Origin of the sequence: Marinobacter subterrani (assembly GCF_001045555.1) — a bacterium.
GTDB lineage: Bacteria > Pseudomonadota > Gammaproteobacteria > Pseudomonadales > Oleiphilaceae > Marinobacter > Marinobacter subterrani.
The window spans coordinates 469414-492288 of the sequence record NZ_LFBU01000002.1; the positions used below are offsets into that span (position 1 = coordinate 469414).

The following is a 22875-nucleotide window of genomic DNA, read 5'->3' on the forward strand; positions in this document are numbered from 1 at the left end:
TTTTATTGTCGGGTTTCGGCGAGGATATCCAGGGCGTGCCGACGTTTTTCAGGGTCGTAAATGTCGACGGTAAACATCAGCTCGTCCACCTCAACCGTCGACAGGAGTTGTTCCAGCTGTTGGCCGATGGTCTCGGCATCGCCCAGCAATTGCAGCGCCAGGAAATCCTTCACGCTCGCCTTCTCCCCGGCATTCCACAGGCCGTCCATGGAGGCCACCGGCGGTTTCATCCACAGGGGCTGGCCCCGGAACAGCGACAGAATGCGCTGGTAGCTGGTGGTTGCGAGGTGTCTGGCTTCCTCCAGCGAATCGGCGGGCACCGCCGGAACAGCGAGCATGGCATAGGGCTGATCCAGTTGAGCTGAGGGCTGAAAATTGTCGCGGTAGACCTTCAGCGCCTCCCGGTAGAGCCGGGGCGCGAAGTGCCCGGCAAACGCGTAGGGCAGGCCGCGCATGGCCGCGAGTTGGGCGCTGTAAAGGCTGGAACCCAGGAGCCATATGGGTAGGTTGGTGCCAGCCCCCGGAATGGCCTTGACCGGCTGGCGCGGTTGAAGAGGGCCCAGCAACGATTGCAGGCTGGCCACATCTTCCGGAAACTGCTCGGCGCCCAGGCCATCGCGCCTGAGGGCGCGTGCGGTAACCGGATCGGTACCCGGCGCACGACCAAGCCCCAGGTCAATGCGCCCCGGATACAGGCTTTCCAGGGTGCCGAACTGCTCGGCGATGACCAACGGCGGGTGGTTCGGCAGCATGACACCGCCGGAACCGACGCGGATGACGTCGGTTTTCCCCGCGATGTGCCCGATCAGGACCGAGGTGGCCGAGCTGCTGATGCCTTCCATGTTGTGGTGCTCGGCCAGCCAGAACCGTTTGAATCCGAGCTTCTCCGCCCGTTGGGCGTAGGCCACACTGTTGGCCAGTGTGGTGCCCACCGAGTCGCCTTCGCGCACGGAGGCCAGTTCCAGCAGTGAGTAATCAGGAAAGTGACGCATGGGTCTCCCGGGAAGAAAGTGGAATTTACAGCTCTGCAAACATGGCGCCCGGGGGCGCCTGTTTCAAGGTTAGCCGACCTTTGACTTGCAGATCGACCACAACCGCCGGATTCAGCGGCTTGAAGTCGTCATTGCGATTTTGCTTGAGGGCGTTTGTTCAGGCTCTAATATAGCAGTAGAGGGTTTTGCAGGGAGAGGGCAATGTATCGGTACAGTCTGGGTGACCGGCGCTGGCAGTTCGCAACGCTGGCAGAGCTGATGGCCAAAGCCACGCCGGCGCGCTCCGGTGACCGGCTGGCTGGTATCGCTGCGCACACCGCCGAGGAGCGGGTGGTGGCTCAGATGACGCTGGCGGACTTGCCCCTGAAAACCTTTCTGAACGAGGCGCTGGTGCCCTACGAGCAGGATGAAGTTACCCGGCTGATTCTGGATGATCACGACCCCGGGGCCTTTGAGCCTGTCTCCCACCTTACCGTGGGGGATTTCCGGAACTGGCTGTTGAGCGATCTGGCCACGCCCGAGATGCTGGTTCGGATCCGGCCCGGGATTACCCCGGAGATGGCGGCCGCCGTCTGCAAGATCATGCGCAATCAGGACCTGATTCTGGTGGCCGCCAAATGCCGGGTGACGACGGCATTTCGCAGCACCCTCGGTTTGCCCGGGCGACTGGCAACCCGGTTGCAGCCCAATCACCCCACTGACGATATCACCGGCATCGCCGCCAGTATTCTGGACGGCCTGCTGTACGGCAGTGGCGATGCGGTTATCGGGATCAATCCCGCCACCGACAACGTGGCGCAGAGTGTCCGGCTGCTGCAGCTGATGGATGAGGTTATCCGCAAGTACGAGATTCCGACCCAGTCCTGTGTGCTGACCCACGTGACCAATACACTGGAAGCCATCGAACAGAATGCGCCCGTGGACCTGGTGTTCCAGTCGATTGGCGGTACCGAGGCCACTAACCGCAGCTTCGGGTTTGATCTGGCAACCCTGGCCGAAGCCCGGGACGCGGCGCTGTCGCTCAAACGCGGCACCCTGGGCAACAATGTGATGTACTTCGAGACCGGCCAGGGAAGTGCGCTGTCGGCCGATGCCCATCACGGTGTTGATCAGCAGACCTGTGAAGCCCGGGCCTATGCCGTGGCAAGAAAGTTCGACCCGCTGCTGGTGAACACGGTGGTGGGTTTTATCGGGCCGGAATACCTGTTTGATGGCAGGGAAATCACCCGCGCCGGGCTGGAGGATCATTTTTGCGGCAAGCTGCTCGGGCTGCCCATGGGCTGTGATATCTGTTACACCAACCACGCCGAGGCCGACCAGGACGATATGGATAACCTGCTGACACTGCTGGGCGTGGCCGGTTGCAACTTCATCATGGGCATTCCCGGCTCTGACGACATCATGCTGAACTACCAGTCCACCTCGTTTCACGATGCCCTCTACCTGCGCCGGGTTCTGGACAAACGGCCTGCGCCGGAGTTCGAGCAGTGGCTGACAAAGATGCAGATATTCCGGGACACCGAAGGCAAGGTGCCGGCCGACGGCTTGCCGGCAGCCTTCCGGGCAAGCCTTGCCCAACTGCCAGGGGAGGCGGCCGATGAGTAAGCGCACTCCGGTTGTCACCGAGAACCCCTGGCGCCGGCTGGCGGCCTGCACCGATGCCCGGATTGGTCTGGGCCGGGCGGGTATCAGTCTGCCGACCCGGGAGCTGCTGGCATTCCAGCTGGCTCATGCCCGGGCCAGGGATGCTGTACATCTGCCGCTGGATACCGACCGGCTTATGGCTGAGCTTGCGGAACTGAACAGTCCGCTTCTGCAGCATGCGCCGGTGCATCTGGAAAGCCAGGCCGGGGACCGGATGACCTATCTCCAGCGGCCGGATCTGGGGCGCCGGCTCAGTCAGCAGGCCTGTGACCGCCTCGACGGGCTTGGGCATACCGGCGACTCACCGACTGATCTGGCCCTGGTGGTTGCCGACGGCTTGTCCTCCCATGGGGTTCAACTGCATGCCGTGCCCCTGCTGCGGGTGTTTCTGGATGCTCTGGCGGCCGGTGGCGAGAGCTGGGAACTGGCGCCCATCGTGGTTGTCTCCCGGGGCAGGGTGGCGATTGGTGATGATGTCGGCCAGCGGCTCAATGCCCGCTGCGTGGTGGTGCTGATTGGCGAGCGCCCGGGGCTGAGTTCACCGGACAGTCTCGGGGTGTATCTGACCTGGGGGCCAAAGCCCGGGCTGACCGATGTCAGCCGGAACTGTATCTCCAACATTCGACCGGCTGGCCTTTCGGCCACGGAAGCCAGTCAGCGGATGATCTACCTGCTGCGGGAGGCGCGTCGCCTGCAGGTATCCGGCGTGCCGCTGAAGGACCGGTCGCAGGAATCCGTGATCGAGCAGGGAATAGAGAACTTTCTGTTACGCTAGAGCGTAATGAGCTGATAACCCGCCGAAGGAGAGCCCAAAGTGCAGCAAAGCGCGTTTTATGAAGACGACACTACCCTGGCGCAGTACCTGGAGTTCCATTTCGGCGAGCGGTGGCATGGTGAGGCGAACTTTCCCAAGGCCCTGGCAGACGCCGCCATGGACGCCATGGACGGTCGGCCCTTGAATCGCGCCCTGGATCTGGGCTGTGCCTGCGGCCGCTCCAGCTTCGAACTTGCCCGCAAGTTCCGGCAGGTGGAGGGAATCGATTTCTCCAATGCCTTCGTGGCCAAGTGCCAGGAAATGGCCCGGGAGAAAAAGGTGCGCTATGCCCGCCCGGAAGAAGGTGACCTGGTGAGCTACCAGGAGCGAACGCTGGCCTCTCTGGGGCTGGCGGAGTTCGCGGATCGGGTGGCGTTCCACCAGGGCGATGCCTGCGACCTGAAGCCGGAATTCACCAGTTACGATCTTGTGCTGGCCGGCAACCTTATTGACCGGCTCTACCAGCCTTCGCTGTTTCTGACCACCGTGCACGAGCGGATCAACGAGCTGGGGCTGTTGGTGATTGCCTCGCCCTACACCTGGCTGGAAGAGTACACTCCGAAGGACCAGTGGGTTGGCGGATTCAAAAAAAGCGGTGAGGACTTTTCCACCTTCGACGGGCTGAACGAGATGCTTGCGCCGCATTTCCGGCTGCTCTTTGAGCCCTGGAGCCTGCCGTTTGTTATCCGCGAGACCCGGAACAAGTTCCAGCACAGCTTCTCCGAGCTGACGGTCTGGGAGAAGGTGAGTCAGTGATCAGAACGAGTTTTTGTGGTGGCCTCCGAGGCTGTCATCAAACTGTCACCCGGTAAGCGTATTCTGAGAACTCATCAGGACGACATGCATTGTGTTGTGCATCGTGTGAATGCTTTAGCCGGGGACTTCCCCGGTTTTTTTATGCCCGAAAAAAGGATGTCGCAAGATGAGGACCATTGCGTTTTACAGTCTCAAGGGGGGTGTCGGCAAAACCGCGGCGGCGGTCAATATTGCCTATCTTGCCAGCCAGGCCGGCTACTCCACCCTGCTTTGGGATCTGGACCCGCAGGGGGCATCCAGCTGGTATCTGGCGGGTGCCGGCGAGGTCAAGGGCCACAAGCTTTCCCACTTGCTCAAGGGCAAGACCCCCATCGCCGAGTTCATCCACGAAAGCGGCTACGCCAATCTGGATTTCATTCCCTCCCATACCAGTTTCCGGAATCTTGACGTAAAGCTGGACCAGGAGGACGAAGGCAACCTGATCAAGCAATGGCTGGCGCCGCTCTCGGAGGAAACCAGCCTGGTGATTCTCGATTGCCCGCCTTCATTGTCCAGATTGTCCGAACAGGTTATCAAAGCGGCGGACCAGGTGTTTGTGCCGGTGATCCCCACCTGGTTATCCCTGAACAGCTGGAAACAGTTGCAGGCGTTTGCCAGGGACAAAAAGCTGAAGCCCTCCAAGCTGCACCCGTTCTATTCCATGGCAGACCGCCGCAAGGGCCTGCATCGGGAGCTGATCAATAACCAGGATGAGATCCTGCCCAAGGGTCTGAAAACCATCATTCCCAACGCCAGTGTGGTGGAGAAGATGGGCGAGGAAGGCATCCCGGTGGAGATACTGGCGCCCGGCTCGGTGGCGGCAGACGCCTATCGCCGGTTGTGGAAGGAGATCCGGCGCCTGCTGTGAGCTTTCGCCGTTGTTATTTCATCTCGAAACCGCGCTTGTTGAGGAACTCGCGCATGTGCGGCCGCAGTTTGGTGGTGAACAGCGGCGCCAGCTCTTTTGACCAACTGGATTCCTTGTTGCCACCCGTGCGCTCCAGATAGTACCGGTGCATGGTGTCGTCAAACGCCGCTACCTGTTCTTCATCCTGCCGATCGTCGTAAAAATCCTCCTTGAGGATGCTTTTCAGTGGCAGCCGGGGTTTTACCTCCGGACTCTGATCGGGGTATCCCAGGCTCATGCCAAATACCGGGTAGACATGGGGTGGCAGCTTCAGAATCTCCGCCACCTCCGCAGGGTTGTTGCGGATGCCTCCCACGTAACACAGCCCAAGCCCTTCGGATTCCGCCGCAATGGCCACGTTCTGGGCCATCAGTGCGGCATCGACACTGGCGACAACCAGCTGCTCGGTCATGCCTCGCACCACTTCGGCGCCGGCTCGCTCGGCGGCTTCGGTGGAGCGCTTCACGTCGGCGCAGAACACCAGAAAATCGGACGCTTCGGCGACATGGGCCTGGCCGCCAGCCAGTTCCGCAATTTTCCGACGGTTCTCCGGATTGACCACGTGAATCACCGAGTAGGCCTGCACATGGTTAGACGTGGCCGCGCACTGCCCGGCACTGATCAGCTCTTCCAGCAGCTCCCGGGGAATTTTCCGGTCGGTGAATTTGCGGATGGAACGGTGGGATTTCAGAAGTTCGATAGTTGGATTCATTTGGTCTCACTGTGATTTGGTGGCTGTGGTGTCTTAATTCGTGACAATTATCATACCAAACGCTACATAGCCGACGCGCGGATTGCAGGGTTATGTTGATATGCTCAAATCAAATTTCTTGCCGGCCGGATCGCCCTGACACACATGGACCTGAACATGCACCTGCCAACGTTGCTGGTCACTTCGGTCATGATTAACCTCCTGATCGCGGGCATGCTTTGGGCGATTTACCATCTGCGGCATCGGGAGCGCTGTTTCAAACTCTGGGCCCTGGCCTGTCTCACATTCGTGCTGGGTACGGGGTTTGCTGTCGCCCGGGAGCTGTTAGCGGCCCCTGTGCTCACAATCTTTGTTGCGCACCTTATTCTGGGCATCTCGCCCCTGCTGCTCCTTGCCGGCATTCATGCGCTAATGAACCTTCCCCTGGCCGGTAATCGCCGTTCGGCACAGTTGTTATACACCGCTGGCGTTCTCTACTTGCTGGGGCTGGCCGTGGGTGCAGGCCTGGATCCCGCCTTTGCCCGATTCCTGACGGCGCTTTTCTCGGCGCTGGTGTTCAGCCTGGCTATCTACCGGCTGGGTTCGATCGAGCGCAAGCCGAGGTTGCCGATTGTCATTCTGCAAGGGCTGTTCGCGGTTCACGGCACCCTGATGATGGCCCAGGTGCTGGTTGTTATCGCCTCTGCCGCCGGGCAGTTGCAGCCGGATATAGGCCCGTTGCTGAAGCTGATCCTGATTAATCACCTGTTGTTGGTGAGCGCCACCGCTATGGCATTGCCGTTACTTGCTTTCAGCCGTGCCGAGCGGGCCCTGGTTGCACTGGCGGAGCGGGATGAACTGACCCAGCTGTTCAATCGCAGGGCATTTTACCGGGAGGGCCGTCAGGCGTTCGTCCAGGCCCGGGAAAACCGTAAACCTATTACGGTGCTGATGATCGACCTGGATCATTTCAAACAGATCAATGATCGTTGGGGGCATGCCGTGGGCGATCGGGTACTGCGTGTCGTGGCCGGGCTAATGGCGTCGGAATTGCGGGAAGACGATATCATTGGCCGGGTTGGGGGAGAGGAGTTTGCCGCGGTGCTGCGCAACGATACCGGAGAAGGAATCGGGCAGGTTACCGAGCGTCTGCTGAGCCGGATTGTTGAGGCTGGTCGAGTGATCGAAGAGGCGCCGGTGCATCTGTCCGCCAGTATTGGTGGTGTGACCCTGGTGCGGGAGTACGCCGGCTTCGAGGATATGATGGCTGCCGCCGATGCTGCGCTATACCGGGCCAAACGCAATGGCCGGAACCGGGCTGAATTTATTCCCGCTTCAGTGACTGCAGAATAGTGCCTGGAGTCTGCCGGTTAGAACCGGGCCCCTTCTTCCACCCGCACATCCAATGGTTATTCAATAACCATTGGATGTGCGGGCGCTGTTCTGTTGCTCCACCTGTCCCGCTGAATTGAACATTGCCCCAAAGCTCTTTTTCCTGCAGTACAAACGGAATAACCGGCCCTATCTTCTGATTCACCATGCCCAGAATGAAAACCCGGATGCGCTGTGCCTGCTGGTGAATATGGGCAAGGAGACGGTGCACGTGCAGTGTTTCCAGGTGGTGCTCTTCACCCGTGCCGGTGAGGAGAAACTGATGACGGTTACTGAATATCGACAGGTCAGCGCGGACGACACCAACGTGCTTCAAGTGCTTCGGCAGGGGCCCTTGCAGCCCGGTGGGTACCTGGTGTTCGGCGGAATTTTCCCTTGCGCCATGAGGGTGGGCCGGGGGGATCCGGCGCCGGTGAGGCCACATAACGTTTCCGTAATTTACCTTTGTTGATGCCGGGCGCGGGTTTGTGGAGGATGAACCGTGAAATTCAATGGATTTGAAAGCGAGGTTGATCATGTCACTTAAAGACGAACTGATCCGGAAAGCCGAAGCCCAGTTGGATGCGTGGGAGAAAGAAGCCGACGCCCTGGAAGCGGAAGCCGATGCCAAGGAGTCTGAAGCCCAGAACCAGAAAGCCAGCGCCGACATCCAGCAAAGCGCCTCCGACGCCCTCCGCTCGGTGCAGGGCAAAATCTCCGACGGCCGTAAAAAGCTGGATGAGATCAAGCAGAGCGGCGAGGACAATGTGGAGTCGGTTCGCGAGAAGTTGGCAGGCCTGGTTGGCCCGGAGGACAAACGTTAGAAACCTGGTAGGTAATGGGTTCGTCGCCTAGGCCAGGCAAATACGATACCGTATGACACCCGCGCCCTCTTCCCGAATCCATTCAATCCGGTGGCCGGTAATCTCGCAAAGCGCCTGAAGATCCCGGCGGCCGGTGGGGTCGTCGGCGAGGAACTCCACCTGCGTCCCGCTCGGCAACCCCTGAATCCGTTTCTTGAATCGTAAGATGGGAAGAGGGCACACCAGACCGACGGCGTCGATCTGGTGTACCTCCTGGGATGCCTCTGACTGATCAGTCAAGGCGTACACTCTCGGTGCTGGTCTGCTCGGCCGAGGACCAGCCGAACTGGTTGAGCACAACCGGCGCGAGAGCGGCAATGACAAGGGCCGCGACAAATGCGGAAATCATGACCTTCACGATGATTCTCCTTTGCCCTGTTTGGCTTCGACTTCAGCCACCCACAGATCGTGGTGCTGGCGGGCCCACTCCACATCAACGTTGCCATTGCCCATGGCATCGAAAGCGCCTTCCATGCCGACAGTACCGATGTAGATGTGAGCTATGATGGCCAACATCATTACAAAGGCGACAATCGAATGCCAGATGTTGGCATACTGCATCTCTTCATGGGGTGCCAGGTCGGTTGGCAAGCTCGTTCCCAGTACACTGTTGACCAGCCCAAAGGTGTCAGAAAACATCGGCAAGTGGAATGGGAACAGCAGCGACAGACCTGACAGGGATACGGAGAAGCCCAGAATCATCACGGTCCAGAACACGATCTTCTGGCCGGCGTTGAACTTCCTGGCAGAGGGATGGCTCTTGGTAAAGATGCCTCCGCCCGCCTTGAGCCATTGCCAGTCAAGCTTGTTGGGGATGTTATGGGCCACCCACATGACAAAGGTCATCACCAGCCCCAGCATAAAGGCCCAGGACACGTTGTTGTGCAGCCATTTGGAACCTGCAGCCAGAGTTGCGAAGGCATCGGGCCCCAGCACCGGGATAAGGAAACTGCGCCCCATCAGGGTTATCAGCCCGGTCAGCCCCAGCGCAATAAACGAGCCGGCCAGCAGCCAGTGGCCAAAGCGTTCGATGGCCTTGAAGCGCTCAATCGTGGTGCCCGCAGGGCCGCCCTCAATCCTGACTTTGCCACGAACCAGGTAGAACACCGCCAACAGGGCAATGATCCCCAGAAGCGCAAGACCGCCGTAGGTGATAATCGGCCCCTCGCGGAGCTTGTACCAGGGCATTCCACCGTCCTGGATCAGAACCTCTGCGGCTGGCCCCCGGACTTGCGTGGCTGGATCAATCTCGTTGTACCGTATGGCGCGCCAGGCTTCGGCATCGGAAACCCCGCCCCGGGTGCCCAGTGGCGCCGAAATTGGCGGTGCATCGGCTGGATCGCCGATGTTTTCCGACCGGAACTTCTCGTCGACTTCCAGTTGTTGCTGACGGCGCAGGATATCTTCGAGGGTTTGGGCACCTCCGGTCGCGGTGCGATCAACCGTCGGGACCTCCTGTGCCCAGGCAGGGTGAAACATTAGCGCCACCAGCAAAAAGACGGCGGCACTCAATAATTTTTTGTTCATTAGAGCACTCCAACGGAATCACCAGGAATAATTCGTTGCCTCAATGCATGCCGGGGCCCCGAAGGGCCCCGGAACACTCAGGCCAGCTTATTCGCCTTTCATCCCGTAGGCTGTGCCCCATCCCCAGGCGCCGGAACCAAAACCGCGGTTCACAATGCGCTGGCGATAGATGTCCGCCACCTCGTTGCCGTCACCGGCCAACAGGGCTTTGGTCGAGCACATCTCCGCACAGATCGGCAACTTGCCCTCCGCAATACGGTTGCGCCCGTACTTGGAGAACTCGGCTGAGGAATTGTCTTCTTCAGGGCCACCTGCACAGAAGGTGCATTTGTCCATCTTGCCTCGGGTACCAAAGTTGCCCGCCTGGGGAAACTGGGGTGCGCCGAAGGGGCAAGCGTAGAAACAATAGCCACAACCAATGCAGAGATCCTTGGAGTGCAACACGATGCCGTCTTCGGTCTGGTAGAAGCAATCCACCGGGCAAACGGCCATACAGGGCGCGTCTGAACAGTGCATGCAGGCTACCGAGATCGAGCGCTCGCCGGGCTTGCCATCTTCGATGGTTACCACGCGCCGACGGTTGATGCCCCAGGGGACTTCGTGTTCATTCTTACAGGCCGTAACGCAGGCATTACATTCGATGCAGCGTTCGGCGTCGCAAAGGAATTTTGCGCGTGCTTGTCCTTCAAGTGCCATGATCTACACCTCTCATCATGCCGGCATAATCGCACACAGGGTGGCTTTGGTCTCTTGCATCTGCGTGACCGAGTCATACCCGTATGTTTGAATTGTGTTGGTGGATTCGCCCAGAACATAGGGATCGGAGCCCTTGGGATACTTGTCCCTCAAACTCTCTCCCTGCAGGTGCCCACCAAAGTGGAATGGCATGAAGGCAACGCCTTCGCCAACGCGCTCGGTGATCATTGCCTTCACCTTGATACGCCCACCTTCGGGACCTGCTACCCAGACATCCTTGCCGTCACGAATGTTCAGATTGTGTGCATCACGAGGATTTACCTCGATGAACATTTCCTGCTGGAGCTCCGCGAGCCATGGGTTCGAACGGGTCTCGTCACCACCACCTTCGTACTCGACCAGGCGGCCGGAAGTCAGAATGATGGGGAAGTCCTTGCTGAAGTCCTTCTTCTGAATGGACTCGTACAGGGTCGGGACACGCCAGAAGGTCTTGTCTTCATAAGTCGGATAATCCTGGACCAGATCACGACGAGAGGTATACAGCGGCTCGCGGTGGAGCGGTACAGGGTCCGGGAAGTTCCAGACCACGGTACGGGCTTTGGCGTTACCAAAGGGCGCGCACTCGTGCTTGATGGCAACGCGCTGGATGCCACCGGACAGGTCTGTCTTCCAGTTGGTGGCGGCGCCGGCTACGGCATCAATGCTGGCGCGTTCCTCGGCGGTGAGATCCTTATCCCAGCCCAGGTCCATCAGCATCTGCATGGTGAACTCGGGGTAGCCGTCCTTGATCTCGGAGTTTTTCGAGTAGACGCCTTCGGCAAGCAGGTTCTCGCCGTCCCGTTCCACGCCGAAGCGGGCCCGGAAAGTAAGGCCACCCTTGGACACCGGTAGCGACATATCATACAGGACGTGGGTACCCGGATGGTTCATCTCGGGGGTGCCCCAGCATGGCCACGGCAGGCCGTAGGTATCACCATCGCAGGGGCCGCCGACTGCGCGCAGGGTGGTCCTGTCGAAGTGGTGCTGGTACTGCATGTGCTTCTTGAGGCGCTCGGGGGATTGGCCGGTATAGCCAATGGTCCACATGCCGCGGTTGAATTCGCGGGTAATGTCCTCAATCGACGGTTCGTCGCCCTCAATGGCAATGTTGCGGAACATGCGATCGGTGAAACCGAACTTGTCCGCAAACAGCTTCATGATTTCGTGGTCGACCTTCGAGTCAAACAGCGGCTCGACAACCTTTTCACGCCACTGGAGCGAGCGGTTCGATGCGGTGACTGAACCATAGGTCTCGAACTGGGTGGTCGCTGGCAGCAGGTAGGCGCCTTCCTTGCGATCATGCAGCACTGCCGATACGGTCGGGTAGGGATCCACGACGACCAGCAGGTCCAGCTTCTCCATGGCTTCCTTCATTTCCAGCATACGGGTCTGGGAGTTGGGTGCGTGGCCCCACAGAACCATGGCCCGGGTGTTGTCCGGCTGCTCGAGGTTTTCCTTGGCTTCCAGAACACCGTCGATCCAGCGGGATACGGGAATGCCCTTTTCGTTCATCATGGCTTTGGTCTTGCCATTCTTGTCCCACATGGCAAACCGGCCCTTCAGCCATTCCAGGTCTTCCTCCCAGACCCGTGCCCAGTGAGCCCAGGAGCCGGCCGCCAGGCCATAATAGCCAGGCAGGGTATCGGCCAGAACGCCCAGATCGGTGGCGCCCTGCACGTTGTCGTGACCCCGGAAGATGTTGGTACCACCACCGGCAACGCCCATGTTGCCCAACGCCAGTTGCAGTATGCAGTAGGCGCGTGTGTTGTTGTTACCGTTGGTGTGCTGGGTACCGCCCATACACCAGATGACGGTACCGGGGCGGCTGTTGACCAGAGTACGGGCGACCCGCTCCAGTTGTGCCCCTGGTGCGCCGGTTACACGCTCGACCTCGGCCGGATTCCAGCGCTTCACTTCTTTACGGATATCATCCATGCCCCACACCCGGGTGCGGATAAATTCCTTGTCTTCCCAGCCGTTCTCGAAGATGTGCCAGAGAATACCCCAGACCAGGGCAACGTCTGAACCCGGACGGAAACGAACGAACTCATCGGCATGAGCGGCAGTACGCGTGAAGCGCGGGTCGCAGACGATGAGCGGTGCGTTGTTTTCTTCCTTGGCCTTCAGGATGTGCAGCAATGAGACCGGATGGGCCTCCGCCGGGTTGCCACCAATCAGGAAGATCGCCTTGGAGTTGTGGATGTCGTTGTACGAGTTGGTCATCGCACCGTAGCCCCAGGTATTGGCTACGCCGGCAACGGTAGTCGAATGACAGATCCGGGCCTGGTGATCGACGTTGTTGGTACCCCAGTAGCCCGCGAACTTACGGAACAGGTAGGCCTGTTCATTACTGAACTTTGCGCTCCCCAGCCAGTAGACCGAGTCCGGGCCGCTCTCCTCGCGGATCTGCAACATCTTGTCGCCGATTTCGTTAATTGCCTGGTCCCACGAAATCTTCTGCCACTGGCCGTTGACCATTTTCATGGGGGACTTGAGGCGACGTTCACCGTGCGCATGCTCACGCACCGAAGCGCCCTTGGCGCAGTGCGCGCCCAGGTTGAACGGGCTGTCCCAACCCGGCTCCTGACCGATCCAGGTGCCATTCTGAACTTCCGCTTCCACCGTGCAGCCCACCGAACAGTGGGTACATACCGACTTTTTGCGGACGATTTCGCCACCTTCGGTCGAAGGAGTCGCTGCCTCAACCCGGCCAGATGTCAGCGATAAAGCTGCCATACCACCCACTGCAACCCCGGAGGCCGTTAAAAACTGACGGCGGTCCAGCGTCCTGGCAGCGAGAGATGAAAGTAAAGAGCCTGCACGGGGGCCTTTCGCAACCCCGTTGGTCTTCTTCCGTAACATGTCTCATACCTCTCTCATTATTATTCTCGTTTTACTGGAGATGTGATCATTCAAGAGCATCACGCAACCTTGAACGATTCACGCTTCCTCAAAAACGAGCCGATTCGAAATATTTACGTGTGTGTTCAGTGTCACGCAGTCCGCGGCTTTTCGGCACGTCTGATTTGACGACCTTGGCAGCGGCGTTCGGTGCAACCGCCATTGCAACGGCAGCCGGTGCTGCAGCTGCTGCCATTTGCAGGAAACGGCGACGGCTGTTTTCACGCTTCGGGTTGTCCATAGGACACCTCCCCCTGGGTTAAGGGATCGTTCAGATCCCGGTTACTGAATTGCAAAGGCGTCACCCTCCACAGCCATGAAAGCTCGCCCAAGCGAGCCCACGGGTGCGTAGAAGACGGCGCTTTGCGCTTCTTCCAAATCGGTAAAAAACAATGCCGCCCACTTTGCCAGGTGCGCGTCAAAAAAGGCTTTTTGCGAAGCCAGGTCGCTTTCGCAGGGAAATGCGCCAGTAATGATGCCGGCCATGACTTCACACAGCGTGCCGATGTGATCTTCGGGCTCTTTAACATTGCTGCGGGCTTTGATGCCCCGGGCCCTCAGGTCGGTGCGCAGTTCTGCCAGGGGTTTCTCGTTCAGAAAGCCGGTGAGGTAATAGCTGGCATAGGGTAGGAGCTCACCACGGCCAAGACCCACAAACAGGTTGTTGTACTCCCGCTCGGCATCGTAGGGGTTGGTGCGTTCAGCAAGCGTTGCCAGGTTCTTCGAGGCTGCGCCCAGAGGGGTTTCATCACCCTGAAGGGAAGCCAGCCCGGTTAACAGTTCACTTGAGGGCGGGCCGGCAAGCAGAACCCCCAGCAGTTGATAGATCTGAGCCCTGGCGCGATCTTCTTCGATGATCGAACGCGGGCACTGGATTTCCGCAGTATTGGTCAATTCGTGTTCCTTCTAATTATTATTTGCGGTCTGTCACATTATTCTAATACACCTAAAAGAATAGTGGAGCAACCGCGTTGTTATTCGCTAATAGCCGAAATGCATTCGGTTAATAGTCAAAACGCATCCTTGGCCGGAAGCGTGGCGTCTGGTCCTCATCCGGTTGATCCGGTTCACTTTCGACGTGGTGAGCCACAACGGGCTCTGCCCCGCCGGAGGCTATGTCTGTCTCAACAAACGCACCTGTTTCTGGTTTGTCGGCCACCTTCGGGGGAACAACCGACGTGGAGGGCACCTGCACCGGGCTCTCGGCACGCTCTTCGGCCAGACCTTCGGTCTGCCTGCCGAGCTTTTTGGTTTTATCAATCATGCCTTGCCCCACCTTGTACAGGGACTTTGCACCCTTGACGGTGAGGCCGGCGTCCGTGAAGTCTTCGTCGTAGTCGTTAAGGCCGTCCAGTACCGCAAGTACGGGATTGGATCTCCACAGTGCCCTCAGGGCCTTGCGGCGCAGAAGTTCAGGAATCTCTTTGCGCATAAACCCGGTGATGTCGGTGCCCAGCTCTATGCTTTCCGGATCAGGCAGGCCGTATTTTTCCAGCAGCTCCTGTTCAGGTAGCGCCTCGTTGATGGCAAGCTCCTGCTCCTCCGGTGTCGGTCCGGATTCGGTTGCTGGCAGTGGGGATTGCTCCACCTGTACCTGCTTGCCAGCTTCGGCTTTTTTACGCGCCCAGCGCTGAAGACGTGACTCGGCCATTACTGAATTCTCGGCTTTTTGATATTCCCGGGAGCGCGGAAGACGTCGCTTTCCTGACGAATGCGAGGGTCTCCCTTGGCGTCCTCGACACCGTCGACCCGAAGCTCGTCGCGACGACGTTTCTTGAACGGCTCTTCGATGTAATGCATGTCGATAAATTCTTTGATCCAGGCCGCCAGGGACTCGGGAATCGGAACCGCTTCGACGATGCTTTCACCACTGTCCAGGGCATCCAGAGCTTCATGGGCACTGGCTGTGACCGTGCTGACGACCCATCCAGAGGGGGACTGGCTCGTTATGTCTCTGTCCAGCACAATCCAGACAGAGGGTACCGCCATATTCAGGGAGACCAGATAACCCTCAACATCGGCGCGGAATAATTCCATGGTTACGGTGCCGGCGTGATAATCGACTACCTCACCGTCACGAACCAGCTCTTTCCAGAAGGCTTCCGGCGCTCCCGGAATCACCGCGACTGGCTTCCAGATATACTTCGCCCAGCGGGTCACGCCCGGCGTTCGGCGAACGACTGCGCCGACCTGTAATTCGCGTTTCCACTGATCTGTTCGACGACTCATGGCTTTTCTCTTTTGTTATAGCTTTAACCTAGCAGGGCCGAAACAATTATCCAATTGTCTAAAAGTAAATGCCTGTGGCATGCTCGAAAAGCAAAACCTATGCGTATACGTATAAAAACAACGAACGAGTCAAACTCCTGATGACGGCATACAAGACCCTACTGTTATGTAGCTGTGACAAAACACAGTCTTTCAACCCGGAGGCGCTGCGGAAAGCCGCCTCAGCCGAGCAGGTTATCGCGGTGGATCAGCTGTGCGGCAAAGAGATGAGCATTGCCGCTGAGCATCTGGGCGCCAACAATGAGGTGCTGATTGCCTGTGGCCAGCAGGCCGCCCTGTTCGAGCGCCTTGCCGAAGATGTATACGCCGAGGTTCAGCATTCCGCGCCACTCCATACTATCGATATCCGGGATCGCGCCGGCTGGAGCGCTCCTGACGCCAGGCCCGAACGGCTGCAAGCCAAGCAGGCGGCCCTGATTGCCGCCTCTCAATTGCCAGCGCCCATTGCGCCGGCAAAAACCATTCTGTCCAGCGGCGTGTGTTGCATTGTCGGGCCCACGGAGCAGGCTGTCCGCATGGCGGAACTGGTGCAGGACGAGCTCGGCGTCACCTGCATTGTTACCGATGCCGGACCCATCCAGCTGCCATCCGCTGCTTACGATGTGGCCAAGGGGCAGTTAACGGGAGCCTACGGCGCACTCGGCAATTTCAAACTGGAATTTGCCCACTTGCAAACCCTGCATCCGGCCGGGCGTGGTGAGCTGGGTTACGAAGCAGCAAAGCCCACCGCCCGCAGTGAGTGCGATGTGTTTATCGATCTTCGTGGCGGCGCCCCGGCATTTCCGAGCCATGAAAAGCGTAACGGCTACTTCTGGGCGGACCCGAAAAAGACCGGTGAGCTGGAGCGGATTGCCCTGACGGCCCGGGAGCGGGTGGGGGAATTCGAGAAAACCGTGTATTTCAGGCTGGAAGAGTCGCTCTGCGCGCACTCCCGGGCCAACAAGCCCGGCTGTACCCGCTGCCTCGATGTCTGTACCACCGAGGCCATTTTTTCCGTCGGCGACCACATCCAGATCGATTCGGATATTTGTGCCGGCTGCGGTTCCTGCGCTGCCGTCTGCCCCACCTCTGCGGTGACCATGAATGAGACTCCGTTCGAGGCGCTGACCAAGGCGGTGGAAGTGATGGCCAGGGTCTATCGTGAGCACACCCAGGAATCTCCGCGCCTGGTTTTCCATACCCTTGGTGCGGGCACTGAAGCCATTGCCAACCTCGCCCGTTATGATAATGGCCTCGCGGATGACCTGATCCCGATGGCGCTGGAGCATGTCGACCGGATTGGTCACGCTGAAATCATGGCGGCGTTCGGCGCCGGTTACGCCGAGGTTCTGATCCTGGCCGACAATGAGATAGACCGTCGGGCGGTGACTGCGGAAGTCGAGCTTGCACAGGCCATGCTCAAAGGCACCCACAACTCGCCGAGCCGGGTGCGGGTGATTTCCGCCATCCAGCTATGCGATGCCGGTGACAACGCCGGGCGCGTAAGCGACCCGGTGTTGCTGGTCGGCGGGCGCCGGGACATCACGCGGGTGACCGTTGCCGCCATGTCGGACAAGATCGAAGAGCCGATTCCGCTGCCGGTGGGCGCGCCTTACGGTGCGATCGAAATTGATTCCGATAAATGTACCCTCTGCCTGGCCTGTGTATCACTGTGCCCGACCGGTGCGCTTGGTGACAATCCGGATCGACCCGAGGTCCGGTTTACCGAAAACGCCTGTGTCCAGTGTGGCATCTGCGAGAGCACCTGCCCGGAGACGGCCATCACCCTGAAGCCCCAGCTGGATGTGTCCAAGGCGGCACTGAGCGCCCGGGCCCTTCACGGAGAAGAGCCCTTCGAATGCATCAAGTGTGGTACGCCGTTTGGCGTCGCCAGCACCATTAACCGGATCGTCGAGAAACTGGAAAACCAGCACTGGATGTACAAGAACTCTGATAACGTTCAGCTCATCAAAATGTGTGATGATTGTCGCGTCAAGGCCCAGTTCCATGGCAGTACAGCGCCCATGGCGGGTGGAGATCGACCCCGGGTCCGCACCAGTGACGACTATCTGGACAGCTAAAACAACAGGACACACCATGGTTGAGTACACCGAAGTAGGAAAGAAGCCGAACCTGATTGGCACCGATGCCCCCCGGCCTCAGGACAAGAACCCCAGGGGCGTTGATCGCATCATCGCCATCGCCTCGGGCAAGGGCGGTGTGGGCAAGTCCACCGTGTCGTCCAATCTGGCCGTTGCGATGGCCTCGAAAGGGCTCAAGGTCGGCCTGCTGGACGCCGATGTGTATGGCCCGAGCCAGCCCCGCATGCTGGGTGTTTCCGGTCGTCCGTCCAGCCCGGACGGAAATACCATCCTGCCTCTGAGGAATCACGGCGTAACGCTGATGTCCCTGGGCCTGATGGCGCCTGAGGATGAAGCAATCGTGTGGCGTGGGCCCATGCTGATGGGCGCCCTGCAGCAGATGATGAACCAGGTAGAGTGGGGCCGGCTGGATGTGCTGTTGGTGGATCTGCCACCAGGCACCGGCGATGTCCAGATGACCCTCAGCCAGAAATTCTTTGTAGCAGGCGCGGTGGTGGTTTCCACGCCCCAGGACATTGCCCTGACGGACGCGCGCAAAGGCATCGACATGTTCAAGCGAATGGACGTGCCGCTGTTCGGCCTGATTGAAAACATGGCGTCGTTTGTCTGCGACGGCTGTGGCAAGGAACATCATCCGTTCGGACACGGCGGCGCCCGGGCCGAGGCCGAAAAACTCGGCGCGCCCTTCCTGGGTGAGATCCCGCTGGACCTGGATATCCGGATTGGTTCCGACGGCGGCGTCCCGATTGTGGTGTCAAAGCCGGATAGCCCGCAGTCAAAGGCGTTCCAGCGCATTGCCGATGAAATCATTGCCTCTGACGTTTACGCCCGGGCTGTCCAATGATCGAGTCACCTCAGTTCCCGCCGCTACTCACGGGCGAAGTGGTGCCGAGGCACACGGACCCGTTCGATAAAGCGGTCAGCCGGGCCATCGCGGGCGTTGACTCAGGCACGATCTTTTACGCCGAAGCGGATGACACCCTGCGCGCGGCTCTGGTGCTGGCGCCGGAAACGCCCCTGGAGGAGGCGATTCAGGCGGTCTACGTCGTTCAGATTGGCCTGGCCGAAAGTCTGGGCGCATTGGCCCCGCCGGAAGTGCCGATACACTTTGAATGGCCCGATCGCATCAAGGTCAACGGGGCGCTGTGTGGCGCGGTTCGCTTTGCCGCCGATGTGTCCGACCCCAAGGCGCATCCCAACTGGCTGGTCATTGGTATTGAAGTGCCTTTCATTCCGATGACGGACCAGCCGGGAGAAAATCCCAACGAAACCTGTCTGTACGAGGAAGGGTGTATCGATATCACGCCCATCGCCCTGCTGGAGAGCTGGTCCAAACATACCTTGCTGTGGCTGACTTACTTCATGGACAGCGGCTTTGAACGGATCCACAACGAGTGGCGGCCGCGCTGCGACACCCTGGGTAAAGCGATTGACTATCCCCGGCGGGGCCTGTTTGTCGGTTTGGATGAAAAAGGTCGAATGCTGTTGCGTCAGGACGTGATGACTGAAACGGTGAGTTTGATCGAATTTGCGGAGCACGTATGAAACTGGCCAGAACCCTGCAGCTGGACATATCCGATGAGAACGTATTTGAAAAGCCAGCGCCCAGCGGCGAGTGGGCGATCTCCGGTGGCTTCGAGTTTTCCAACTGGACCGAAGCCGACCTGAAGGGAAAAGCCCGCCAGGCGTTCAGTAACGGCTGGTACAGTATTGAATCTGGCGGGCGTGCCAGTTTCGTGGGTGTGTGTAACATCACGGAACCGGAACTGGAGCAGGTGCGCAGGACCCTGGCGCAGACGTTTGTTGACCATTACGGCGCGCCGGATATCGATGCGGCCTACCCGGTTGCCTGTGAAGAAATCGATCAGATGCGCAACATGTGCGAGGACTTCGAGGACAACACCCTTCTGATGGTCAGCCGTACGCTGACCGAGCTGGGTGTTGAGGAAACCTACCGGTCCCGGGGGCCTCAGGATGCCTCACTGGAGGCCTTTGCGGTTCATGGCAGCGTTGACTGATTACAGTCCGAAGCTGCCATAGGGAATGAAACGGACGGCGGTTCCCGGCTCGATTTCCCGGGCGCTCTCATCCAGTTCCACCAGGCCCTCGGACCAGGCCAGGCCGGTGACCCGGCCGGAACCTTCGGAGCCGAATACCTCAACTTTCCCATCCCGAACCCGGGCCCGCAACATTTCGCTGCGTCCCGGCTTCTTGTTTTTCGTAAAGTCAGCCGGCACGAGATAAGCCTGGGGTTCGAACCATTCACCGCCAGCCAACAGCGCCATCGCCGGAGCGCCAAACCTCAGCGCGCACACCCAGGCGGCCACCGGGTTGCCCGGCAGGCCCACGACCGGCGTGCCCTGAAACATGGCGAGGGCAAGAGGCCGGCCCGGTTTGATCGCGATGCGCCAGTTGCTGATTTCCCCGTGAGCCTTCAGGGTCTTCGAGACGTGATCCTCGTCGCCGGCAGAAACCCCGCCGCTGGTCAGGATCAGGTCGCATTGTTCCGCACCGCGCTCCAGGGCTGCCTTGACGTCGTCCGCCCGGTCCAGCACATGGCCCAGGTCCACCAGCTCATAGCCGAGCTGTGTTATCAGGGCACTCAGCATCGGCCGGTTGGCATCGTAAATCTGCCAATCGGTGACCGGTGCGCCGACCGGCTTCACTTCATCACCGGTCGACAGAACACCGACGCGCAGCCGCTGATAAACATCCACGGCCCCGATTCCGACACTGGCAAGCACCGAAATCTGGGTAGGGGTCAGCCGGGTTGCCGCCGTGAGGATCCGGTCCTGTGCCTGGATGTCCTCTCCGGCCTTACGCAGATTGGCGCCGGCTTTTAACGTGCCGTTCAGGTGGAGCTGCCCGTCGATGACCTCGCAGTCCTCTTCCAGCACCACCGTATCAACGCCCGCCGGTATGACCGCCCCGGTCAGTATCCGGATAGCATGGCCCGCGGGCACACGCCCCGTGTAGGGTTCGCCGGCGGCACTGCGGCCTTCAACCAGGGGCAGGGTGCAGGGCACCTCGGTTAAAGGCCCGGCAAAGGCATAGCCGTCGACCGCTGAATTGTTGCTGGGAGGGTGGGCGCGAGGCGCATGGACATCGCTCGCCAGTATCCGCCCGTTGAGCTGAGCAAGCGGAATATTGCGATCGATACCGACTACTGGATGCAGGCGTGAACGCAACCGCTCAAGCGCCTCCTCCACCGGCGTCCAGTTCACTCCGGGGGGCAGGGCAAAACAGTCGTTACGAAGCGGTTTCATGGCGCTCGTCTTCCTGGTTGGTCAGCGTTCAGAATAAAGTCAGCGATTCCGGCTACATCGTTGATATCGAAAACCGGCCCCGAAAATTCCGCTGCATAGTCTGCGGCGACGGCAATGATGCTGGGGTCTTCCGAATACAGCGGCATGCGCGAGCTTTCCCGCCGGTGCACTTCGATTTTGGGGTGTGAATGGGTCTTGAACCCCTCGACCACGACCCAATCGCAGGGGCCTAACCGGCCGAGCAATTCATCCAGCGTCGGCTCTTTCGCACCCCGGAGCTCGTGCATGATGGCAAAACGCTGGCCGCCGGCGAGGATGACTTCCCGGGCTCCGGCATCCCGATGTTTGTAGCTGTCGGTGCCGGGCTGATCCACATCCACCATGTGGTGGGCGTGCTTGACCGAGTTGACGGTTAAACCCCGGCTGGTCATCTCACGAATCAGGGCGCTCGCCAGAGTGGTTTTTCCGCAGTTTTTCCAGCCGACAATGCCAATAACGTTCACTTGAGATTTTGCTCCGCCCAGGCCAGGTCTTCCGGCGTGTTGATGTTGAAAAAGTCGTCCTCCGCAAAAATCACCAGTGTCTCTCCCTGGGCCTGGGTCCACTGGCGAATCTTTCGAACGCCATCGTTCAGCGCGGCTCTCAGCTCGTGCCGCAAGGCAACCTGCCAACGGCCAAACGTGGGCTGTGGTATCCGGCCACGCTCCGGATCCGGCGTCGCCGCCAACACCACCGGGGTATTGTATTGCGACAGTCGTTCGACCAGGTTCCGAGGGAACGACGGAGTGTCGGCAGCGACACTGATCAGCCACTCATGCCCCTGCTCGGCGGCCCAGTCCATGCCCGCGAGTATACCGGCCAGCGGGCCGGGAAAATCTCCGACAGAATCTGCCACCACGGGCAAACCAAGGTCATCAAAGCGGCTCGGATCGCCATTGGCGTTCAGCACCACGGCGTCAACTTGCGGCGTGATCCGGGCGATAACCCGTTCAATCAGTGACTGGTCGCCCAGCATCAATCGCCCTTTATCGCCTCCGCCCATGCGGCTTGCCTGGCCACCCGCCAGAATGACAGCGCACTCAGTCATGCTCGGCCCCTTTTCGCCGCATTTTCCTGTCTTCATCGGGCACCTGCGACAGGTCCTGGTCAAACACCAGTCGGTGCTGGCCGCTGAGGCAGGTGAATTTCTTGCCTCGCATCCGCCCGATCAGTGTTAACCCGACCTGCTGGGCAATATCGACACCCCAGGCGGTAAAGCCCGACCGGCTGATCAGGGTCGGGATCCCCATGAGGGACGTTTTGATCACCATTTCAGAGGTCAGTCGCCCCGTGGTGTAAAGAACCTTATCGGCCGCCGGGATGGCATTCAAGTGCATCCAGCCTGCAATCTTGTCGACTGCGTTGTGGCGCCCGACATCTTCCATGTAGGCCAGGATTTCGCGGCCCTGGCACAGGGCAGTACCATGAATGGCGCCGGTTTCCATGTACAGGCTGGGCGTGTGGTTGATCTGGTAGGACAGGTCGTAAAAGGTGCTGGTGTGGACCGGCGTATCCGGCAGCGACAGACCTTCCAGCCCCGCCATCATGTCACCAAATACGGTGCCCACGGCGCAGCCGGAGGTCCGGGTTTTCTTCTCCAGCTTGGCCTCGACATCGGTAACACCGGCGGTACGGACCACCGCGACTTCCAGTTCTTCATCGTAATCGATTCTGGTGACCTCGTCGGTCGGCTTCAGCATGCCCTGGTTCAGGAGAAAGCCGAGTGCCAGATACTCCGGGTGGTCCCCGATGGTCATGGCCGTCACGATCTCCTGGCTGTTCAGGTAGATGGTCAGGGGGCGCTCTTCAATCACGCTGATCGATTTCGGCTGGCCGGTTTCATCAATGCCCTCGACTGTGCGAGACAGGCGGGGGTCCTTGGGGTCGGGAAGCAGGGGGTCGATCGCCATTGTTGTTACCGCCATTTCAGGGACGCCGGAGAATTCAATAGTTACGGAGA

The 22875-nt window shown here is 59.6% G+C and carries 26 protein-coding genes; 11 read left to right on the top strand and 15 right to left on the bottom strand.

Features of this window, described 5'->3' with window-relative positions; genetic code table 11:
* Nucleotides 1-2: 2 nt before the first annotated feature.
* Nucleotides 3-992: an LLM class flavin-dependent oxidoreductase gene (locus msub_RS18060; RefSeq protein ID WP_048497530.1), complete on the bottom strand. Its 990-nt coding sequence runs from the start codon at nt 990-992 to the stop codon at nt 3-5.
* A 201-nt stretch (nt 993-1193) separates the two neighbouring features.
* Here msub_RS18060 and msub_RS18065 point away from each other — a divergent pair, with 201 nt between their 5' ends.
* The 4 genes from msub_RS18065 (at nt 1194) to msub_RS18080 (ending at nt 5113) form a co-directional block, all read left to right on the top strand.
* Complete coding sequence (locus msub_RS18065; protein ID WP_048497531.1) at nt 1194-2597, top strand: ethanolamine ammonia-lyase subunit EutB; 1404 nt, start codon at nt 1194-1196, stop codon at nt 2595-2597.
* Nucleotides 2590-3411 carry an ethanolamine ammonia-lyase subunit EutC gene (eutC, locus tag msub_RS18070; protein ID WP_048497532.1) on the top strand — a complete coding sequence of 274 codons (822 nt, stop codon included), beginning with the start codon at nt 2590-2592 and terminating at the stop codon, nt 3409-3411. Before msub_RS18065 ends, eutC begins: the two co-directional genes overlap by 8 nt.
* Before the next feature lie 39 nt (nt 3412-3450).
* On the top strand, nt 3451-4206 hold the full coding sequence (locus msub_RS18075) for a putative 4-mercaptohistidine N1-methyltransferase (RefSeq protein WP_048497533.1): 756 nt from the start codon (nt 3451-3453) through the stop codon (nt 4204-4206).
* Nucleotides 4207-4372: 166 nt separating this feature from the next.
* A complete protein-coding gene (locus msub_RS18080; protein WP_048497534.1) occupies nt 4373-5113 on the top strand; it encodes a ParA family protein in 741 nt (246 codons plus the stop codon).
* A gap of 13 nt (nt 5114-5126) precedes the next feature.
* Here the strand turns inward: msub_RS18080 and nfsA are convergent, their stop codons facing one another.
* Complete coding sequence (nfsA, locus tag msub_RS18085; RefSeq protein WP_048497535.1) at nt 5127-5864, bottom strand: oxygen-insensitive NADPH nitroreductase; 738 nt, start codon at nt 5862-5864, stop codon at nt 5127-5129.
* 144 nt (nt 5865-6008) lie between these two features.
* Here nfsA and msub_RS18090 point away from each other — a divergent pair, with 144 nt between their 5' ends.
* The 3 genes from msub_RS18090 (at nt 6009) to msub_RS18100 (ending at nt 8038) form a co-directional block, all read left to right on the top strand.
* A complete protein-coding gene (locus tag msub_RS18090; RefSeq protein WP_048497536.1) occupies nt 6009-7196 on the top strand; it encodes a GGDEF domain-containing protein in 1188 nt (395 codons plus the stop codon).
* Nucleotides 7197-7311: 115 nt separating this feature from the next.
* A complete protein-coding gene (locus msub_RS18095; RefSeq protein WP_227506847.1) occupies nt 7312-7686 on the top strand; it encodes a hypothetical protein in 375 nt (124 codons plus the stop codon).
* A 64-nt stretch (nt 7687-7750) separates the two neighbouring features.
* Complete coding sequence (locus tag msub_RS18100; RefSeq protein ID WP_048498017.1) at nt 7751-8038, top strand: hypothetical protein; 288 nt, start codon at nt 7751-7753, stop codon at nt 8036-8038.
* Between the two features lie 27 nt (nt 8039-8065).
* Here the strand turns inward: msub_RS18100 and msub_RS18105 are convergent, their stop codons facing one another.
* The 9 genes from msub_RS18105 to msub_RS18145 all read right to left on the bottom strand — a co-directional run bounded on the left by msub_RS18105 (nt 8066) and on the right by msub_RS18145 (nt 15469).
* Nucleotides 8066-8317 carry a sulfurtransferase TusA family protein gene (locus tag msub_RS18105; RefSeq protein WP_048497537.1) on the bottom strand — a complete coding sequence of 84 codons (252 nt, stop codon included), beginning with the start codon at nt 8315-8317 and terminating at the stop codon, nt 8066-8068.
* Nucleotides 8310-8435, bottom strand: a complete 126-nt coding sequence (locus tag msub_RS22420; RefSeq protein WP_048497538.1) for a hypothetical protein — start codon at nt 8433-8435, stop codon at nt 8310-8312. The genes msub_RS18105 and msub_RS22420 overlap by 8 nt, the downstream gene beginning before the upstream one ends.
* On the bottom strand, nt 8432-9604 hold the full coding sequence (locus msub_RS18115) for a formate dehydrogenase subunit gamma (protein WP_048497539.1): 1173 nt from the start codon (nt 9602-9604) through the stop codon (nt 8432-8434). Before msub_RS18115 ends, msub_RS22420 begins: the two co-directional genes overlap by 4 nt.
* 87 nt (nt 9605-9691) lie before the next feature.
* A complete protein-coding gene (fdh3B, locus tag msub_RS18120) occupies nt 9692-10300 on the bottom strand; it encodes a formate dehydrogenase FDH3 subunit beta (protein WP_048497540.1) in 609 nt (202 codons plus the stop codon).
* Between the two features lie 15 nt (nt 10301-10315).
* Nucleotides 10316-13201: a molybdopterin-dependent oxidoreductase gene (locus msub_RS18125; protein ID WP_048497541.1), complete on the bottom strand. Its 2886-nt coding sequence runs from the start codon at nt 13199-13201 to the stop codon at nt 10316-10318.
* 88 nt (nt 13202-13289) lie between these two features.
* Nucleotides 13290-13481 carry a twin-arginine translocation signal domain-containing protein gene (locus msub_RS18130; RefSeq protein WP_048497542.1) on the bottom strand — a complete coding sequence of 64 codons (192 nt, stop codon included), beginning with the start codon at nt 13479-13481 and terminating at the stop codon, nt 13290-13292.
* Between the two features lie 41 nt (nt 13482-13522).
* Complete coding sequence (locus msub_RS18135; protein ID WP_048497543.1) at nt 13523-14134, bottom strand: TorD/DmsD family molecular chaperone; 612 nt, start codon at nt 14132-14134, stop codon at nt 13523-13525.
* Nucleotides 14135-14243: 109 nt separating this feature from the next.
* Nucleotides 14244-14891, bottom strand: a complete 648-nt coding sequence (locus tag msub_RS18140; RefSeq protein ID WP_048497544.1) for a DUF3306 domain-containing protein — start codon at nt 14889-14891, stop codon at nt 14244-14246.
* Complete coding sequence (locus msub_RS18145) at nt 14891-15469, bottom strand: DUF3305 domain-containing protein (protein ID WP_048497545.1); 579 nt, start codon at nt 15467-15469, stop codon at nt 14891-14893. Before msub_RS18145 ends, msub_RS18140 begins: the two co-directional genes overlap by 1 nt.
* 140 nt (nt 15470-15609) lie before the next feature.
* Here msub_RS18145 and msub_RS18150 point away from each other — a divergent pair, with 140 nt between their 5' ends.
* Genes msub_RS18150 through msub_RS18165 form a run of 4 tightly spaced genes read left to right on the top strand, consistent with a single transcriptional unit; the run spans nt 15610 to nt 19628 of the window.
* Nucleotides 15610-17589, top strand: coding sequence for a 4Fe-4S binding protein (locus msub_RS18150; RefSeq protein WP_048498018.1), 1980 nt, complete (start codon nt 15610-15612; stop codon nt 17587-17589).
* Nucleotides 17590-17605: 16 nt separating this feature from the next.
* Nucleotides 17606-18454: an Mrp/NBP35 family ATP-binding protein gene (locus msub_RS18155; protein WP_082146584.1), complete on the top strand. Its 849-nt coding sequence runs from the start codon at nt 17606-17608 to the stop codon at nt 18452-18454.
* Nucleotides 18451-19155, top strand: coding sequence for a biotin/lipoate--protein ligase family protein (locus msub_RS18160; protein ID WP_048497546.1), 705 nt, complete (start codon nt 18451-18453; stop codon nt 19153-19155). The genes msub_RS18155 and msub_RS18160 overlap by 4 nt, the downstream gene beginning before the upstream one ends.
* Nucleotides 19152-19628, top strand: coding sequence for a DUF6505 family protein (locus msub_RS18165; RefSeq protein WP_048497547.1), 477 nt, complete (start codon nt 19152-19154; stop codon nt 19626-19628). Before msub_RS18160 ends, msub_RS18165 begins: the two co-directional genes overlap by 4 nt.
* Here the strand turns inward: msub_RS18165 and msub_RS18170 are convergent, their stop codons facing one another.
* From msub_RS18170 to msub_RS18185, 4 genes are read right to left on the bottom strand one after another with little or no spacing between them, the layout of a single operon-like run.
* A complete protein-coding gene (locus tag msub_RS18170; RefSeq protein ID WP_048497548.1) occupies nt 19629-20876 on the bottom strand; it encodes a molybdopterin-binding protein in 1248 nt (415 codons plus the stop codon).
* Nucleotides 20873-21379 carry a molybdopterin-guanine dinucleotide biosynthesis protein B gene (gene mobB, locus msub_RS18175; RefSeq protein ID WP_048497549.1) on the bottom strand — a complete coding sequence of 169 codons (507 nt, stop codon included), beginning with the start codon at nt 21377-21379 and terminating at the stop codon, nt 20873-20875. Before mobB ends, msub_RS18170 begins: the two co-directional genes overlap by 4 nt.
* Nucleotides 21376-21963, bottom strand: coding sequence for a molybdenum cofactor guanylyltransferase MobA (gene mobA, locus msub_RS18180; protein WP_048497550.1), 588 nt, complete (start codon nt 21961-21963; stop codon nt 21376-21378). Before mobA ends, mobB begins: the two co-directional genes overlap by 4 nt.
* Nucleotides 21956-22840 (bottom strand): formate dehydrogenase accessory sulfurtransferase FdhD, encoded by an 885-nt coding sequence (locus msub_RS18185; RefSeq protein ID WP_227506848.1) that lies wholly within the window; start codon nt 22838-22840, stop codon nt 21956-21958. The genes mobA and msub_RS18185 overlap by 8 nt, the downstream gene beginning before the upstream one ends.
* Nucleotides 22841-22875: the final 35 nt, after the last annotated feature.